17 protein-coding genes are annotated in these 17,749 nt (G+C 31.5%); 15 read left to right on the top strand and 2 right to left on the bottom strand.

The features are described 5' to 3' along the window. Positions 1-96 precede the first annotated feature (96 nt). The 11 genes from Ollyesu_RS08010 to Ollyesu_RS07960 all read left to right on the top strand — a co-directional run bounded on the left by Ollyesu_RS08010 (position 97) and on the right by Ollyesu_RS07960 (position 11,057). Positions 97-1,287 carry a pyridoxal phosphate-dependent aminotransferase gene (locus Ollyesu_RS08010; protein ID WP_279300715.1) on the top strand — a complete coding sequence of 397 codons (1,191 nt, stop codon included), beginning with the start codon at positions 97-99 and terminating at the stop codon, positions 1,285-1,287. Next, complete coding sequence (murB, locus tag Ollyesu_RS08005) at positions 1,287-2,300, top strand: UDP-N-acetylmuramate dehydrogenase (RefSeq protein WP_279300714.1); 1,014 nt, start codon at positions 1,287-1,289, stop codon at positions 2,298-2,300. The genes Ollyesu_RS08010 and murB overlap by 1 nt, the downstream gene beginning before the upstream one ends. 54 nt (positions 2,301-2,354) lie before the next feature. Next, positions 2,355-2,885 carry a sigma-70 family RNA polymerase sigma factor gene (locus Ollyesu_RS08000; protein WP_279300713.1) on the top strand — a complete coding sequence of 177 codons (531 nt, stop codon included), beginning with the start codon at positions 2,355-2,357 and terminating at the stop codon, positions 2,883-2,885. An 11-nt stretch (positions 2,886-2,896) separates the two neighbouring features. Then, entirely contained in the window at positions 2,897-3,691 is a 795-nt protein-coding gene (locus Ollyesu_RS07995) for an anti-sigma factor (protein WP_279300712.1), read from the top strand. Positions 3,692-3,783: 92 nt separating this feature from the next. Beyond that, a complete protein-coding gene (locus tag Ollyesu_RS07990; RefSeq protein WP_279300711.1) occupies positions 3,784-3,987 on the top strand; it encodes a membrane or secreted protein in 204 nt (67 codons plus the stop codon). A gap of 3 nt (positions 3,988-3,990) precedes the next feature. Beyond that, a complete protein-coding gene (locus Ollyesu_RS07985) occupies positions 3,991-5,103 on the top strand; it encodes a glycosyltransferase (protein WP_279300710.1) in 1,113 nt (370 codons plus the stop codon). Beyond that, positions 5,094-5,642, top strand: coding sequence for a sigma-70 family RNA polymerase sigma factor (locus tag Ollyesu_RS07980; RefSeq protein ID WP_279300709.1), 549 nt, complete (start codon positions 5,094-5,096; stop codon positions 5,640-5,642). Before Ollyesu_RS07985 ends, Ollyesu_RS07980 begins: the two co-directional genes overlap by 10 nt. Continuing rightward, positions 5,642-6,856, top strand: a complete 1,215-nt coding sequence (locus Ollyesu_RS07975) for an Nramp family divalent metal transporter (protein ID WP_279300708.1) — start codon at positions 5,642-5,644, stop codon at positions 6,854-6,856. Before Ollyesu_RS07980 ends, Ollyesu_RS07975 begins: the two co-directional genes overlap by 1 nt. Positions 6,857-6,892: 36 nt before the next feature. After that, entirely contained in the window at positions 6,893-7,774 is an 882-nt protein-coding gene (gene lipA / locus Ollyesu_RS07970) for a lipoyl synthase (protein ID WP_279300707.1), read from the top strand. 1 nt (position 7,775) lies between these two features. Next, a complete protein-coding gene (gene gap, locus Ollyesu_RS07965) occupies positions 7,776-8,774 on the top strand; it encodes a type I glyceraldehyde-3-phosphate dehydrogenase (protein ID WP_279300706.1) in 999 nt (332 codons plus the stop codon). 45 nt (positions 8,775-8,819) lie between these two features. Further along, positions 8,820-11,057, top strand: a complete 2,238-nt coding sequence (locus tag Ollyesu_RS07960) for an ATP-binding protein (protein WP_279300705.1) — start codon at positions 8,820-8,822, stop codon at positions 11,055-11,057. On the opposite strand, the gene lpxK is transcribed toward Ollyesu_RS07960, so the two are convergent. After that, a complete protein-coding gene (gene lpxK / locus Ollyesu_RS07955; protein WP_279300704.1) occupies positions 11,047-12,051 on the bottom strand; it encodes a tetraacyldisaccharide 4'-kinase in 1,005 nt (334 codons plus the stop codon). The genes Ollyesu_RS07960 and lpxK overlap by 11 nt on opposite strands. A gap of 116 nt (positions 12,052-12,167) precedes the next feature. Between lpxK and Ollyesu_RS07950 the strand changes: the two genes are divergently transcribed. From Ollyesu_RS07950 to Ollyesu_RS07935, 4 genes are all read left to right on the top strand, one after another. Beyond that, a complete protein-coding gene (locus Ollyesu_RS07950) occupies positions 12,168-13,262 on the top strand; it encodes a Nif3-like dinuclear metal center hexameric protein (protein WP_279300703.1) in 1,095 nt (364 codons plus the stop codon). A gap of 3 nt (positions 13,263-13,265) precedes the next feature. Continuing rightward, positions 13,266-14,048: a C4-type zinc ribbon domain-containing protein gene (locus Ollyesu_RS07945; RefSeq protein ID WP_279300702.1), complete on the top strand. Its 783-nt coding sequence runs from the start codon at positions 13,266-13,268 to the stop codon at positions 14,046-14,048. A gap of 140 nt (positions 14,049-14,188) precedes the next feature. Then, positions 14,189-14,845 (top strand): peptide-methionine (S)-S-oxide reductase MsrA, encoded by a 657-nt coding sequence (gene msrA / locus Ollyesu_RS07940; protein WP_279300701.1) that lies wholly within the window; start codon positions 14,189-14,191, stop codon positions 14,843-14,845. 111 nt (positions 14,846-14,956) lie between these two features. Next, complete coding sequence (locus Ollyesu_RS07935) at positions 14,957-16,924, top strand: T9SS type A sorting domain-containing protein (protein WP_279300700.1); 1,968 nt, start codon at positions 14,957-14,959, stop codon at positions 16,922-16,924. Here Ollyesu_RS07935 and Ollyesu_RS07930 read toward each other — a convergent pair. Continuing rightward, positions 16,921-17,715 carry a class I SAM-dependent methyltransferase gene (locus Ollyesu_RS07930; RefSeq protein ID WP_279300699.1) on the bottom strand — a complete coding sequence of 265 codons (795 nt, stop codon included), beginning with the start codon at positions 17,713-17,715 and terminating at the stop codon, positions 16,921-16,923. The two genes, Ollyesu_RS07935 and Ollyesu_RS07930, sit on opposite strands and share 4 nt — an antisense overlap. Positions 17,716-17,749: the final 34 nt, after the last annotated feature.

The following is a 17,749-nucleotide window of genomic DNA, read 5'->3' as shown; positions in this document are numbered from 1 at the left end:
ATTTACAAATCTTTTAGGTTTTATCAATCTTAAAAGGCAATTTTTAAAGAAACTTTACAATTATTTTTTGCAAATTTGTATTCTAAATAATTTGTAATGCCAAAAATCTCTCAAAAAGGGCAATTAATGCCTCAATCACCAATACGAAAATTAGTTCCTTTTGCAGAAAAAGCCTATAAAATGGGCAAAACTGTGTATCATTTAAATATTGGTCAACCTGACATCAAAACGCCACAGATAGCTTTGGATGCAGTTAAATTACATGAATTAGACATTTTAGCTTACACAAGATCTGAAGGCTCTGAGGAATACAGAAAAAAAATAGCAGCTTATTATGCAAAAAATGATATTAAGGTAAAACATGACGACATAATTGTTACCACTGGTGGTAGTGAAGCTTTGCTTTTTGCTTTTGGAAGTATTATGGATGTTGATGATGAAGTGATTATTCCAGAACCTTTTTATGCAAATTATAACGGATTTTCAACAGCATCTGGTGTTAAGGTCGTACCTGTAATATCTAAAATTGAAGATAATTTTGCATTACCTCCAATTGAGGAATTCGAAAAATTAATCACACCAAAGACTAAAGCTATTTTAATTTGTAATCCAGGAAATCCTACAGGTTATTTATATTCTAAAGAAGAGATTAAAAAACTAGCAGACATTGTAAAAAAACATGATTTATTTTTAATAGCAGACGAAGTATATCGTGAGTTTGCTTATGATGGTGCAAAACACTACTCCATTTTACAAGAAGTAGGTTTGGACAACCATGCTATAGTTATTGACTCTGTGTCTAAACGTTATAGTATGTGTGGTGCACGTATAGGTTGTTTGGTTTCAAAAAACAAAGAGGTTATTGCTACTGCATTAAAATTTGCACAAGCCCGATTGAGTCCTCCAACATTGGCTCAAATTGCAAGTGAAGCTGCGTTAGAGACACCACAAAGTTATTTTGATGATGTTATTAATGAGTATGTAGATAGACGTAATGTGTTAATAGAAGAATTAAACAAAATTGAAGGTGTACAAGTTGCCAACCCAAAAGGAGCGTTTTATTGTATCGCTCAATTACCAATAAAAAATAGTGATGCTTTTGCACAATGGCTTTTAGAATCTTTTGATGTGGATGGAGAAACCGTAATGGTAGCTCCTGCAGCAGGTTTTTACAGCACACCAGGTGTTGGACTTAATCAAATACGCATAGCTTACGTTTTAAATGAAGAGAGCCTAGTGAAAGCAGTTAACATTATTAAACAAGCACTAAAAGTTTATAAAGATTAGTGCCAGTTTTAAATAACATATCTCTAAAACCATACAATACTTTTGGTATTGATGTTAAAGCAAAGCACTTTATATCGATTAACTCTGTTAAGGAGTTGAAAGATATCTACGCTTCTAAAAAATATCCTAGTAAGTTTATACTTGGTGGAGGTAGCAACATGTTGTTAACTCAAGATGTGGACGCATTAGTGATTCATATAGATTTAAAAGGTAAAACCATAATTTCACAAACAGAGCATGATGTTTTAATTAACTGTCAAGCTGGCGAAAATTGGCATGACTTTGTGCTTTGGACATTAGATAACAACTATGGAGGATTAGAAAATTTATCGTTAATACCTGGTAATGTCGGTACCAGTCCAATACAAAATATTGGTGCTTATGGCGTGGAACTAAAAGACACATTTTATTCATGTAACGCTTTAAATTTAAACACTTTAAAAGAAGATACTTTTTCTAATAAAGACTGTAAATTTGAGTATCGTAACTCGATATTTAAACAAGAAGCTAAAGGACAATATATTATTACAAGTGTGACTTTTAAATTAAGTACTAAAAATCATGTATTGCATACTAACTATGGAGCCATTACTTCTGAGTTAGAGAACATGAAAATTAAAAACCCAACCATACAAGATGTTTCAAAAGCAGTAATTGCTATTCGCGAAAGCAAATTACCAAACCCTAAAGAAATTGGTAATTCTGGAAGTTTCTTTAAAAATCCAGTAATTACTATATCAGAATTTGAAAAACTACAGCAAAATTTTCCTAATGTGCCACATTATGTGGTATCTAAAAAAGCTATTAAAGTACCAGCTGGCTGGTTAATTGAAACAGCAGGTTTTAAAGGCAAATCTTTTGGTAATTATGGTGTCCACAAAAAGCAAGCTTTAGTGTTAGTAAATTATGGTGGAGCTAGTGGTCATGATATTTTAAAACTTTCAAAATTAATACAAAGCACTATTTATCGTATCTTTAATATATCTATTGAAGCTGAAGTCAATATTTTTTAACTTAAATAATAACTTCGGTTTAAATTAGTTAAACTAACAACTACATTAATTAACTTGGAATTTTCATTAGAACAACATATTGTAAGACATTTAAAAAATGGCGACAAACAAGCTATTAATTTGTTGTACGAGAATTATGCTGATGCCTTATATGGTGTAATAAAAAAGGTAATATCTGATGATGACTTAGCGCAAGATGTTTTACAAGAGACTTTAATTAAGGTTTGGAAAAAAGGAAAAAGCTACAATCCAGATAAAGCAAAATTATTTACTTGGCTATATCGTATTGCATATAATTCTGCAATAGATAAAATCCGATCTGTAAACAATAAATCTAATAAAGAAATCCAAATTGAAGATTCTAACGTATATAAACTGACAACCAGTAGTTTAAATGAGGATGTTTTAGATATAAAGAAGCATTTAAACACGTTAGATTTAAAGTATCAGGTTGTCATAAACGCGCTCTTTTTTGAAGGAATGACGCAACAAGAAGCGAGCGAAGAACTAGATATACCATTAGGTACAATAAAATCAAGATTGAAAATTGCGTTACGTGAATTGAAGAAAATTTACAACCCTTAATTGTAAAAGTGATGAATGATAAAATAAATACATTTTTAAACTCTGACTTGTTAAATAAATACTTAATAGGTCAAACCACAGCTTCTGAAACTTTAGAGGTTGAACACTTTATTTCTGAATATCCAGAAATTAAAAAAGCATACGAAACACTACAGGATAAACTAGAATTTACTGCACAATTAAATGCAGTAAAAGCACCTGCGTCTGTATTAAATGCAGTTTTAGATGCTGTAGATGATAAACCTGTGATTACGCTAAAACCAAAACGCACAACAAAATGGTATAGTCTAGCTGTCGCTGCCTGTGTAGTCGCACTTTTATTTGCTGGAAGTTCTGCATATCTATTTAATCAGAATCAAAAATTATCTGAAGAAAATCAAGTTATTGTCGATGAAATTTTTGATTTAAGAAGCGATATAGCCAATAATAACAACACATTAAATGAGTTGTTAGAACAATTTAAGCAACTTAATAATCCTGAAACAGAAAAATATGTTTTAAAAGGAAATAGAAGAGCTAAGAACCTTAAAACAATTGCCTACATCAATCCTAAAGAAAAAAAATCTATGATTGATGTCGTCTCTTTACCTCAATTACCAGATAATAAAGTGTATCAAATCTGGGCAGAGTTACAAGATAAAATGGTAAGCTTAGGCGTTTTAAGCGAAGCAGACAGACGTCTACAAGAGATACCATACACAGAAGATGCTTTAGGATTAAGCATATCCATTGAGCCTAAAGGCGGAAGCCAAAATCGCTCTAATGATACTCCTGTAGCAGAAATCTCTTTAAAGATTAATGAATAAATGTCTTCTTATATTAATTTTCATTAACTAAAATCTAATAATCTTTTCTTTTAAATTTTAGTATCTTTGCTGCATTAAAAAAGCAACATATTTTGAAACTTTTATTACTTACTTTAGGTCTTTTAGGATTAGGTTTTGCAGGTATTGCAATTAAAATTTGGGCAAAAAAAGATGGTAAATTTGCTGGTACTTGTGCAAGCCAAAATCCAATGTTAAATACAGAAGGAGAATCTTGCGGATTTTGTGGTAAAACTCCAGACCAGTTTGACAGTTGTAACGAAACTCAACATTCTTAATACATGCTTATACTTGAGGTATTGTTCTACAGTTTTGTAATTGTAGTGGTTATTCAAGTATTGTACTATGGTGTGCTTTTTGGAAGCTTTGCGTTTTCTAAAAGTGAAAACACTTCCTCTACACTCTATCCTATTTCTGTTATTATTTGCGCTAAAAACGAAGCAGAAAATATCGCAAAATTTTTACCTTCGATATTAGAACAAGACTATCCAACCTTTGAAGTTGTTTTAATTAACGACTCCTCACAAGACGACACTTTGGAGGTTTTTGAAGCATTTGCTTTAAAACATTCAAACATCAAGATTGTTGATGTCAAAAACATTGAAGCGTTTTGGGGAAATAAAAAATACGCGTTATCACTTGGTATTAAAGCTGCTAAACATAATAACTTACTATTTACAGATGCAGATTGCCAACCACTGTCCAATCAATGGATAAAACAAATGAGTAGTTATTTTTCTGAAGACAACAGCATCGTTTTAGGTTATGGTGCTTATAATAAAATTAAAAACTCATTACTTAATATGTTAATACGGTTTGAAACCCTTTTAACAGCAACCCAATACTTTTCATTAGCAAAAGTAGGACTTCCTTACATGGGAGTTGGTCGAAATTTAGCCTATCACAGAGATCAATTTTTTAAATCCAATGGATTTATAAAACACATGAAAATTAGATCTGGTGATGATGATTTATTCATAAACGAAGTCGCTAGCGCTAAAAATACTACAATTTGCTATTCAAAAGATAGTTTTACAACCTCAATCCCAAAAACAACCTTTAAAGATTGGTTTAAGCAAAAACGCAGACATGTGTCTACAGCTAAGCACTATAAGTTTAAACATAAATTTCTATTATCAACTTTTTATATCACTCAAGTATTATTTTGGCTTGTAGGCATCACTTTGGCTATATCTACCTATTTGTGGCCTTTTGTTTTAGGTTTAATTGTAATAAGGTTTGCAATCCAGTTTTTAAGTCTTGGTTTTTCTGCAAAAAAGCTAAACGAATTAGACACTATCTTACTACTTCCTATTTTAGAAATATTCTTAATTGTATTTCAATTTAGTATCTTTATAACCAACCAAATTTCAAAACCAAATTATTGGAAATAGAAGAAGCCATAAATAGAGCTAAAAAAAACGATCAAAAAGCGTTTAATTATCTACTCCATAATTATTGGGACAAGGTCTATGGTTTTCAATTAAAACGTATAAAAAATGAAAACGATGCTGAAGACATAACTATTCAGACTTTCTCCAAAGCATTTGATAAAATTGACTCCTACAATAGTAAATACGCCTTCAATACTTGGCTAATTACTATATCCAAAAACATCCACATTGATATTGTTAGAAAAGAAAAAAACTCAATTAAACAAGCTATTTCAAAAACGGATGAGAACGAAGTCTATCAAGTGTTAGACGAGACACCTTCTGTTGAAGATAAGTTAATTACAGAGCAAAATTTAGCTAAATTATTGCGTGATATAAAAAAACTTAAACCTCATTATCAAGAAGTTATTAATCTAAGGTATTTTCAAGAATTAAGCTATAAAGACATTTCTGAAGAACTTAATGAACCCATAAATAATATTAAAGTCAAGTTACTTCGTGCTAAAAAGCTATTAGCAGAAATTATTCAAAAAAAGTAATGTTAACCTCATTAAAAAAATTAGGTCCTGGTTTATTATTTGCTGGTGCTGCAATTGGTGTGTCACACTTAGTACAATCTACACGTGCTGGTGCGGACTTTGGACTAGGATTACTCTGGGCTTTACTATTAGTTAATTGTTTTAAATTTCCGTTTTTTCAGTTTGGTCCAAGGTATGCTTCTGCTACTGGAGAAAGTCTTCTAGAGGGTTATAAAAAGTTAGGCAAACCTGTTTTAATAGCTTATTTTATTTTAACATTTGCTACCATGTTTACCATTCAAACAGCGGTTACTATTGTTACTGCTGGTTTAGCTTCAACCCTGTTTGGTGATGTTATTTCGGTTAAAGTTTGGACAGTTATCATTCTCGCAATCTGTTTGATTATATTATTTTTTGGACGCTACAAACTATTAGATAGGCTTATTAAAATAATTATTATCGTCCTATCTATCAGCACTATTTTGGCAGTTATTTTTGCTTTAAATAAAAATGAAACCACTCTGTCTTTTATTCAACTATTACCTAAAAATACTTTAGAATTAACGTTTTTAATCACATTTATGGGCTGGATGCCTGCACCTTTAGACATCTCAGTTTGGCATTCGTTATGGACCATTGAAAAACAAAAAGACAATATAAACCTCACCCCTAAATCAGCACTTTTAGATTTTAATATTGGTTACATTACAACTATTATTTTAGGTATTGGTTTTTTGTTATTAGGCTATTTAGTCATGTTTAATAGTGGTGAAACCTTTAGTGATTCTGCTGGACAATTTTCTAACCAATTAATCACGATGTATACCAACAGTTTAGGTAGTTGGGCTTATGTTGTTATTGGTGTAGCTGCTTTTACAACAATGTTTAGTACAACTCTAACTACTCTAGATGCATCTCCAAGAGCCATGCACAAATCATTAGAGCTAATAACCAATAAAACGTTCGATAAAGGCTATTTGTTTTGGATACTCCTACTAACTTTAGGTACTATCTTTATTTTTTTTGTGTTAGCTTCAGAAATGGGTTTATTAATAAAAATAGCTACAATCTTATCATTTTTAACAGCACCATTTTATGCCATTATCAATTATATTTTAATTAGTGGAAAACATACACCAAAAGATTGGAGACCATCAAAAGGTCTTCATATTTTAAGTATTGGTGGTATTATTTTCTTGATTGGTTTTAGCATTTGGTTTTTAAAAACTTTATAGAATACTTCGTATCTTTGTAGTCAGAAAATTGCACCTATGAATAACGACACTGCATCTGTAATATTACCGTCAGAAAGACAACCAAAACCAAAATGGTTACGTGTAAAATTACCAACTGGTAAAAAATATACTGAGCTTAGAGGACTAGTTGACAAATATAAATTAAACACAATTTGTACCTCAGGAAGTTGTCCAAATATGGGAGAGTGTTGGGGAGAAGGTACTGCTACCTTTATGATTTTAGGTAATGTTTGTACCAGATCTTGCGGATTTTGTGGCGTAAAAACAGGTCGTCCAGAAGATGTCGATTGGGACGAACCAGAAAAAGTCGCTCGTTCTATTAAAATTATGGGAATTAAACACGCAGTTTTAACTAGTGTTGATAGAGATGATTTAAAAGATATGGGAAGCATTATGTGGGCAGAAACTGTTAAGGCTGTTAGAAGAATGAATCCAGAAACAACGCTTGAAACCTTAATCCCAGATTTTCAAGGCATAGAGATGCATATTGACAGAATTATTGATGTTGCACCAGAGGTTGTATCACACAATATAGAAACTGTAAAACGCTTAACCAGAGAAGTCCGCATACAAGCAAAATATGAACGTAGTATGGGAGTTTTAAAATATTTAAAACAACAAGGACAACGAAGAACTAAATCGGGAATCATGCTTGGTTTAGGAGAACAACGTGAAGAAGTTATACAAACGCTTTATGACTTACGTGAAAACGATGTGGATGTGGTAACTATTGGTCAATATTTGCAACCTAGTAAAAAACACCTACCAGTTAAACGATTTGTTCTACCAGATGAATTTAAAGAATACGAAGAAATAGGGCTTGAACTTGGCTTTAGACATGTAGAAAGTAGTGCATTGGTACGTTCTTCTTACAAAGCTCAAAAACACATTAATTAATATGATTACTGTTGCTATCAACGGTTTTGGTCGTATTGGAAGACGTGTTTTTAGGTTGCTTCACAATAATAAAAACATAAAAATTGTGGCTATTAACGATTTAGCGGACGCTAAAACATTAAGTCACTTATTAAAATATGATAGTATTCATGGTGTACATCCTGCAACCATAACTTCAAAAGAAAACACTATAATAGTAGATAATCAAAAATTTCCGCTACTAAATAATAATCATCCAAAAGATTGTAATTGGAATATCTATTCACCTGATTTTGTTATTGAAGCTACAGGAAAATTTAAAACTGCTTCAGAGCTTCAATATCATATTAAAAATGGTGCTAAACGCGTTATTTTAAGCGTTCCTCCTGTAGAAGATAACATCAAAACTATAGTTTTAGGTGTAAACGAAACTGAGCTAGATGGTACTGAAACAATAATTTCTAACGCCTCATGTACCACAAATAATGCAGCTCCAATGATTGATATTATTAATGAGTTATGTGGTATAAACCAAGCATATATCACAACAATTCATTCTTACACAACAGACCAAAGTCTGCACGATCAACCTCACAGAGACTTACGTCGTGCTAGAGCAGCAGGACAAAGTATTGTACCAACGACAACAGGAGCTGCAAAAGCGTTAACAAAAATTTTTCCTGATTTATCAGATGTTATTGGTGGTTGTGGTATAAGAGTGCCAGTAGCTAATGGATCGTTAACAGATATCACTTTTAATGTTAAGCATACTGTAGATATTAAAACTATTAATGAAGCCTTTAAAAAAGCATCCAATGGAAAATTTAAAGGAGTTTTGGAATATACAGAAGATCCAATTGTATCCATTGATATTGTCGGTAATCCACATTCTTGCATTTTTGATTCACAAATGACTTCTGTAATTGGAAACATGGTAAAAATCATTGGTTGGTACGATAATGAAACTGGATATTCAAATAGAATAATTGACTTAATATTCAATTTATCGGAAAAAAAGTGACTTTTATCGGATAAATATTTATATTTGTCGTTATAAATGTAAAAAATGAAGTCCCTAATTATTAAGTTTTCGCTGTGCTTAGTAACCTGCTTAGCAGTTATTAATGTACAGGCTCAGGACCTATCTGAGAAAGAAAAGGAAATCATTCAAGGTAAAATTAATTATAACATTAGTTTAGCCCAGAAAAACATTGATTCTAATGAGTTCTATAAAGCGCAAAGCGATTTAGATGAAGCGCTTAAACTTGCCAATCAAATAAATGACAATAAAAGTATAGGTTTAATTTACTCTAAAATTGGTAAAATTGAATTTATAACTGAAGAGCATACAGAAGCTTTAAAGACTTTAATTAAAGCAGTTGAAAAACAACGTTTTGCCAAAGACAACATTAATATTGCCGAAACCTACAAGACTATTGGTAATGTTTACATGAGCAAAAAAGACTATAATAGAGCTTTAGATTATTTTAACTCTGCCGAGCGTCTATTTGAAAATGAAGATCTACACGACTTTGAAGCAGAAACTATATTATATAAAGGTGATGCGTATTCAAAACTAGAAAGATATGAAGAAGCCGAATCAGAATATGAAACTGCAATTAGTCTAGCTAAACGTTACCAGAATTACAAAATACTAAGTAGTGCTTATATTAGTTTGGGAGAGACTAAAGCTAAATTAGGCAAATTAACTGAAGCAGAAAATACAGCCAAACAAGGACTAGACCTTGCAATACAAAATAAGTATCCAAATGTCATTAATACTGCGTATGCATCACTTAGTGATATATATAATGAAAAAGGCGAATATAAGGACGCTAATTATTACCTAAAAAAACATATTAAACTTAACGACTCGCTTTTAAAAGTAAAACGTAGCTACCTTTCACCAGAAAAAAGATTGGATAAATTATATAGCAATCCAATAGAATATCAAAAAGAAAAAGAAGCTGATTTAGAAAAAGAAGCTAGCTCTACTTGGTTAGAAAAACTAACTACTATATTAAGTATTGCCTTAATTACCATCTTATCTTTATTGACATTATCACTGTACAAAAACAATAATATTAGATTAAAATCTAATAATATTCTGCATAAAAAAAATGCAGAATTAACCATTGCGATGGAAAAAGCAGAATTAGCTACTAAAACCAAAGCTAACTTTTTATCTACTGTAACTCACGAGCTAAGAACTCCGTTATATGCTGTAACAGGACTAACTAATATGTTATTGGAAGAAAATCCTAAACCAGAACAAGTACAACATTTAAAGTCTTTAAAATTTTCAGGAGACTACTTATTAACCTTTATTAACGATATCCTTCAAATCAATAAAATTGAAGCTAATAAAGTAGATATTGAACCAGAAGTATTCAATTTAAAGAAAAAAGCTGAGAATGTCATATCGGCTTTAAATAATTCTGCTTTAGACAATAACATACAACTACATTTAGAGTACGACAAAGATCTACCTACCAACTTTCATGCTGATCAATTAAAAATTTCTCAAATACTTATCAACCTAATTGGTAATTCGATTAAGTTTACAAAGGATGGTGATATTTGGGTAAGAATTAAAAAATTGAAACAAATTGGCGATAATTTTGAAATTCGTTTCGAAGTTGAAGATAATGGTATTGGTATTAGCGAAGAAAAGCAACAAAATATGTTTGAAAGTTTCTCTCAAGGGTCTATACAAATAAACAGAAAATATGGTGGTACAGGTCTTGGACTATCAATTGTTAAAGGGTTAATTGATATTTTAAAAGGTAAAATCTATATGAAAAGTGAATTAGGTAAAGGCACAACATTTTTCTTTGAAATTCCTATGAAAAAGAGTAATGAAATTATTGTCGAGAAAAAAGCTAATTACTTTAATGATGTCGATGAATTGGAATTGAGTAATATCAAAATACTAGTTGTTGAGGATAATAAGATTAATCAAATGATTACCAAAAAAATCCTTAATAAAATGAAGCTATATTGTGATGTTGTAGATAATGGTGAAGAAGCGGTAGACAAGGTTAAGACAACTAACTACGATGTGGTGTTAATGGATATCCACATGCCAGGAATAAGTGGTATTGAGGCAACTAAAATTATTAGAACCTTTGATAAAGATTTAACCATTTTTGCATTAACTGCTGTAACTATAGAAGATAAAATGCAAGAATTTGAAGATGCTGGATTTACAGATATAATTCCTAAACCTTTCAAGCAAGAAGACTTCGAGAAAAAGTTATTTAACGCATTAATGCTTAGCGAAAAAAGCAACGCTACTGCGTAATAAAAGATTTTACAACTGCATCAAATTGTTCCGCTTTATCTATCTCTAAGTGTATAGGAAGGTAATACAACTTACCTTTTAAAGCAGCATTATCTTTAAGACGCATATAATCTTTTTCGGTAGTAACTATACAGTCAAAAGTTGCAATATATTCAATTTCTTTAGCGCTAAAAGCATGGTGGTCTTTAAACGCTACATGCTCAAAATTAAGAGAACAACCTCTTAAAAATTCAACCAGTGGTTTAGCATTTGCAATTCCTGTAACCAGTTTAAAATTCTTTAATTTAGTAAGCTTAATGGTATTACTTTCACAAACTACTGCATCACTATATACTATAGTACTAAAAAACACCTGTTGATGGTTTAGTGGCTGTATTTCTGCAATTATGTTTTTCTTTTCAGTTGCACTTAAATTAACAGGACATTTTGTTACAACAATTAAGTCTGCACGCTTAGCACCACTTTTAGGTTCACGTAAATTACCTGTAGGCAATACAATATCTCTAGTATACAAATTGGTATAAGTAGTTAATAAAATATTTAATCCTGCTTTTACTTTTCTGTGCTGAAAGGCATCATCCAGCAAAATTACCTCAGGTTTCGCGTTAGTATCTAATAATTTACTTATCCCTTCTTGTCTATTAGCATCAACTGCAACTAAAATGTTTTCAGAAAATTTATTGTAAAACTGAAAGGGCTCATCACCCAAAGTTTCAGCATTTGCGTTAGCGTCTGCCAATACAAACCCTTCGCTTTGTCTACCATAACCTCTACTTAACGTTGCTAATTTTGCATCATCTTTTAGTACTCTAATCAAATATTCGACCATCGGTGTTTTTCCAGTACCACCAGCACTTAAATTACCAACACATATAATAGGTAAATCATATTGTTTTGACTGTTTCAAACCCTTATCGTACATTACATTTCTTATCCAAGTCACTACATAGTAAATGGGTACAATTGGGAATAAAATAATGCGTAATAATTTCATTTTAGTTAGTTATCTAAAAAAGCTCCCTTTCATTTTATAAAATGAAATATAGCCAACTTTTACAGTAACGAAAGTAAATATTTTATATTTGTTTTAAATAATAAAGACAGAAAAGTATGTTGGTAAAAGACCTGATTAATCATATTCAAGATATTGCTCCACTTAATTATGCAGAAGATTTTGATAATGTAGGATTACTTGTTGGTGATAACAATAGCAAGGTTACAGGCATCTTAGTGACACTTGATACTTTAGAAGAGGTTATAGATGAAGCTATAGCCAAAAACTGCAACTTTATTTTAAGCTTCCATCCTATTATTTTTAAAGGCTTAAAAAGTATAACAGGTAAAAATTATGTCGAGCGTACTGTACTAAAAGCTATAAAAAATAACATTGCTATATATGCTATACACACTGCTTTAGACAATCACATTAGTGGTGTAAATGCCATGATTTGCAATCAACTTAATCTTAAAAATCAACGCATCTTAATCCCACAACAACAAACCATAAAAAAGTTGGTAACATATGTTCCAAAAAAAGAAGCTAAAAAATTAAGAGAAGCATTATTCACTGCAGGTGCAGGAGACATTTGCAACTATAGTAATTGTAGCTTCAACGTGGACGGAACAGGAACTTTTAAGGCTAATGAAAAAGCCAATCCAACAAAAGGAAAAAAGGGCGAAACGCATTACGAAGAAGAACTACAACTTAGTGTCGTTTTTGCTAAACATTTAGAGTCTAAAATATTAAAAACACTATTTGAAACACATTCTTACGAAGAAGTTGCTTACGAAGTAACAACACTAGAAAACACCAACCAAACTATTGGTATGGGTATGATTGCAGAATTGGAACAACCTCAAACGGAAACCGAATTTTTTAACTATCTAAAAGAAAAAATGAAGGTATCGCACATCAGGCACTCTCAATTTTTAAATAAACCCATAAAAAAAGTAGCAGTTTTAGGTGGTTCTGGAAGTTTTGCTATAAACGCTGCAAAAGCAGCAGGAGTAGATGTTTTTGTGACATCAGACTTAAAATATCACGATTTTTTTACTGCAGAAAACACTATACTTTTAGCAGATATTGGACATTATGAAAGTGAACAGTTCACAAAAAACGGTTTAGTAGCCTTACTTACAAAAAAAATTCCTAATTTTGCAATCGTTTTATCAAACACAAATACCAATCCTGTTAAGTATTTTTAAAATATGGCAAAGACAAAAGAAGCAACAGTAGAAGAACGTCTAAGAGCGTTATACGACCTACAATTAATAGACTCTAGAATTGACGAAATTAGAAATGTAAGAGGCGAATTACCACTAGAGGTTAGCGATTTAGAAGACGAAGTTGCAGGATTAAAAACTAGATTAGAAAAACTAGAAGACAGTTTAAGTGCTGTTGATTCAGAAATTAGCGCAAAGAAAAACTTAATTGAAGAATCTAAAGCGTTAATCAAAAAATATTCTGAGCAACAAAAAAATGTTAGAAATAACAGAGAGTTTAACTCGTTAACTAAAGAGATTGAATATCAAGAACTTGAAATTGAGTTAGCAGAAAAACACATCAGAGAATTTAAAGCGCAAATCGAGCAGAAAAAAGAAGTTATTACTCAAACTAAAGAGCATAATAAAGAGCGTGAAACGCATTTAAAGCATAAGAAAAGCGAATTAGACGCTATCTTAAAAGAAACTGAAAAAGAAGAAAAAGCGCTTATTGCTAAGTCTGAAGACTACAAGAAAAAAATTGAAGACCGTTTAGTAAAAGCTTATAACAGAATTAGAACTAATGTAAAAAACGGATTAGCAGTAGTACCAATTGAAAGAGGTGCATCTGGAGGATCTTATTTTACCATTCCACCACAAGTACAAATGGAAATTGCTGCACGTAAAAAAATTATTACAGATGAGCATAGTGGACGTATCTTAGTGGATGCAGCTTTAGCTGATGAGCAACGTGCAAAAATGGAAAAAATGTTTGCTAAATTATCTTAATCACATTTATAATTATAAAAAGCCTTTACATTGTAAAGGCTTTTTTTTGCAACAAACTCAAAACATTTAAGATATATTTATAACTATTCAAATTAAGGTTTTCTAATTTTAAACGTCTATTAGAAAAAGAAATCTATATTATGAAAAAATTAATTCCGCTTATTACCTTATTGTTTTTGTTTAGTTGCAATAACCACGCACAAACTAATCCTAAACAAGAAGCAGTTAAAACTGCAAAACCTATTGAAGTCCCTTTAGAGGACGGAAAAGCTAAAGCTTATTTTGCAAGTGGATGTTTTTGGTGTGTTGAAGCTGTGTATGAAAGTGTAAAAGGTGTAGACGAAGTTATTAACGGATACTCTGGAGGGCATACAAAAAACCCAACTTACGAGAGCAGCAATACAGGTACAACTGGCCATGCAGAAGCTGTAGAAGTTATTTACGACCCAAATGTTGTTAGTTTTGAAACCTTGGTTGATGTTTATTTTGCATCGCAAAATCCTGCACAGGTAAATGGTCAAGGACCAGATAGAGGTAGTCAATATCGTTCTATTATTTTTTACCAAAACGAAAATCAAAAAAGTATAATTGAGTCTAAGAAAACAGTTCTGTCTAAAAAACTTGACATCACAATTGCTGCAGAAGTTTATCCCTTTCAGAAATTTTGGATAGCAGAAGATTACCATCAAGATTATGAAAAATTACATCCTAATAATCCTTACATACGAAACGTATCCATACCAAGATTAAATAAATTTAAAGCAAAAATGCCAGAGGTATTAAAAGAAAATCATTAAAACAATGCATTTCATCGATTAAATAGTGTATTTTAGCGATATATCTAATACGGCAAACTTTAAGATTAAAGTCTGATTATTAAGCTATTACTTTTGCCAAAACTCAAATCGATGAAAAATTTAACTCTTTTGTTATTAAGTGTTTTTTGTTACACTAATAGTTTATCTCAAACCTCAAATGTTGTTATTAACGTTAGCTGGCCTAATTGGTCATCCGAAAATAAAGTAGAGCTTTATGATCCAAATGGTAATATCATAAACCCTATTATTTCTAACGGTTATAATGGTGTTGGTAATGCAGCGTATACCTATTCTGAAAATTATGGTGCTCTACCTAATGCAGATAATTATACAATAACTGTTTACGATTTTTACGGTGATGATTGGAACGGTAATGGATCTATGGAAGTAATTGTTGACGGTGTAAACACCTTCCAATTTGATGGAGATTTTGACAACAATGTTACCTCAGGTAACCCTGTAGAAATATCAAAATCTTTTTCTTTTAATGTGCAAGATCCTCCTGCACCTGGACCTGGAGTTCCAATTTTTTATGAGCAATTTGCTGGAGACACTAGACAATACATAGAATACATACCAGGAAACCTACCAATAATTATCTCTGCTCCTCATGGTGGTGTTAAGCAATCCGGATCTACAGTAGGTGGAATAAATTATCCAGATAACGACAGTACATTACCAGATAGAAATTGTGGTATTAATGAAAGAGACGATAATACAGATATTTTAATACGTGAGATACAAAAAGAAATTTTCAATCAAACAGGATGCTATGCACATGTTATAATTAGTAATTTGCATCGTTCTAAACTAGATCCTAATAGAGAACTAAACGAGGCAACTTGTGGCGATGCAGATGCTATAGACCATTGGAATGCGTGGCATAACTTCATAGACCAAGCAAGCACTAGTGTAACTAATAATTGGGGCAAAGGGTTGTATATTGATTTACATGGCCAAAGTCATACCGTACCAAGAATTGAAATTGGTTACAGAATAACTAGCAATGATCTTAATAACACTGCAACTGGGCATTTAAATACGGTTACTAACACAAGCATAGAGTACCTCAGAAATAATAATTTAAACAGTTTAGATTTAGAGCAACTTGTAAGAGGGACTTCAAGCTTGGGAGAATTGTTTCAACTAGCAGATTATTATCCACATACCTCAGGAACCACTAATATAGAAGACACAAGCTCTTATTACAGTAGTTTAAATTATCCTAGTTGTGGACAAAATGGCTCTACTAATAATGGCTATAGAGCAGTACCAAGTGCTTCCAATTATGGAATTAATACATGTGATGACACAAGGCCTAATGGAAACGCTTATTTTAATGGTTTTTATTACAATAACGAACGTCATGGCTCTGGAGCCTCAGCAAGTGATGGCCAAGGTGGAGGTGGTACTATTGATGCAATCATGACCGAAGTTAATAGAAGAGTAAGAGACTTAGGAACTTATGATGGTCGTGTTTTTGATACTAGACCACAAACCTTAGTTCCTTTTGCCAAAGACTACGCAAATGTGATTTTGGATTATATAGACATTCATTATAATAACTTTACCAGCTTTAATTATTCAAACTCAAGTTATGACATTACTGATACTGATCCAGCACCAAATGTAATGGGAGTGCCTAATGGGGTTTTCTCAAGTACAGCTGGATTAACAATAGACATGACCACTGGTATAATTGATTTATCAACATCTACAGTGGGTAATTATATCATAACTTATGAAGCTGGAGCATGTGGCTATTATAAGTCAACATACAATCTAGAAATAACAGATAATACTTTAGGTGTTATTAACTTTGAGAATATTGATTTTAAACTTTACCCAAATCCTACAAATGGAATAATCTCATTTAAATCTAGTGTACAAATAAGTGATGTAAAAGTCTTTAATCTTTTAGGACAAGAGATTTTAAAGTTAAATTCTAATAAAACTGAAGACTCTATAGATTTTAGCCATCTAAAAGTTGGCTCATATATTGTGAAATTTTACAACAATACTAATACGATAGGTTCTAAAGTAATTATTAAAAATTAAAGTTTTGTTGCCTTAATCTCAAAAATTAAAGGATACAATTTATCTTTTGTAACATACATTCCAGATTTGGTTGAAACCAAATCTGGTAATACGTTATATGGACTTTCATCATGTTCATTTAAATAATCAATATGTAAGCCAGCTTTTGTTAATGCATTAACAACTTCACCTAAACCATGATTCCAACTATAGGTTTTAGAAATAAAATCTGCATTTTCATCTGCATAAGTCCCTTGCTCCTCTTCGTAAATCACCTCTTGTCTATTGTAAGCATATCTCATAATTGGTTTTTCACCTAAATAATCATACATCCAAACTATAGGATGAAATTCTACCATGTAAAATGTACCTCCTGTATGTAATCGGTCAGCAATCATTTGTCCCCAAGGTTTCAAATCTGGTAGCCAACCAATTACGCCATAACTGGTAAAAACTATATCAAACGTATCATTAACATGCTTTGAAGTTTCCAAAACATTACAACATACAAACTGTGCATCTAAATCCAGTTCGGTGTTTAGCTGTTTAGCTAAAGTTATACCTTCATCACTTAAATCTACTCCTGTACATTGGGCTCCTAGCCGACTCCAACTTAAAGTATCTTGTCCAAAATGACATTGTAAGTGTAATAAGGACTTTCCGTTTACATCAGATAATGCTTGCAACTCATATTGCTTTAATGAGATTTCTCCTTTTTTAAAAGCATCCATGTTATAAAAATCACTTGCTGCATGAATATTCACCTTTTGATTCCATGTAGATTTATTAATATCAAAATAATTTGGTTTCATAATACTTTTGGTTTAAGCACTAAATTAGTACATC

The organism is Olleya sp. YS (assembly GCF_029760915.1).
GTDB lineage: Bacteria > Bacteroidota > Bacteroidia > Flavobacteriales > Flavobacteriaceae > Olleya.
The sequence above is the reverse complement of the archived record's forward strand: the minus strand, read 5'-3'. Positions and strand labels throughout refer to the sequence as shown.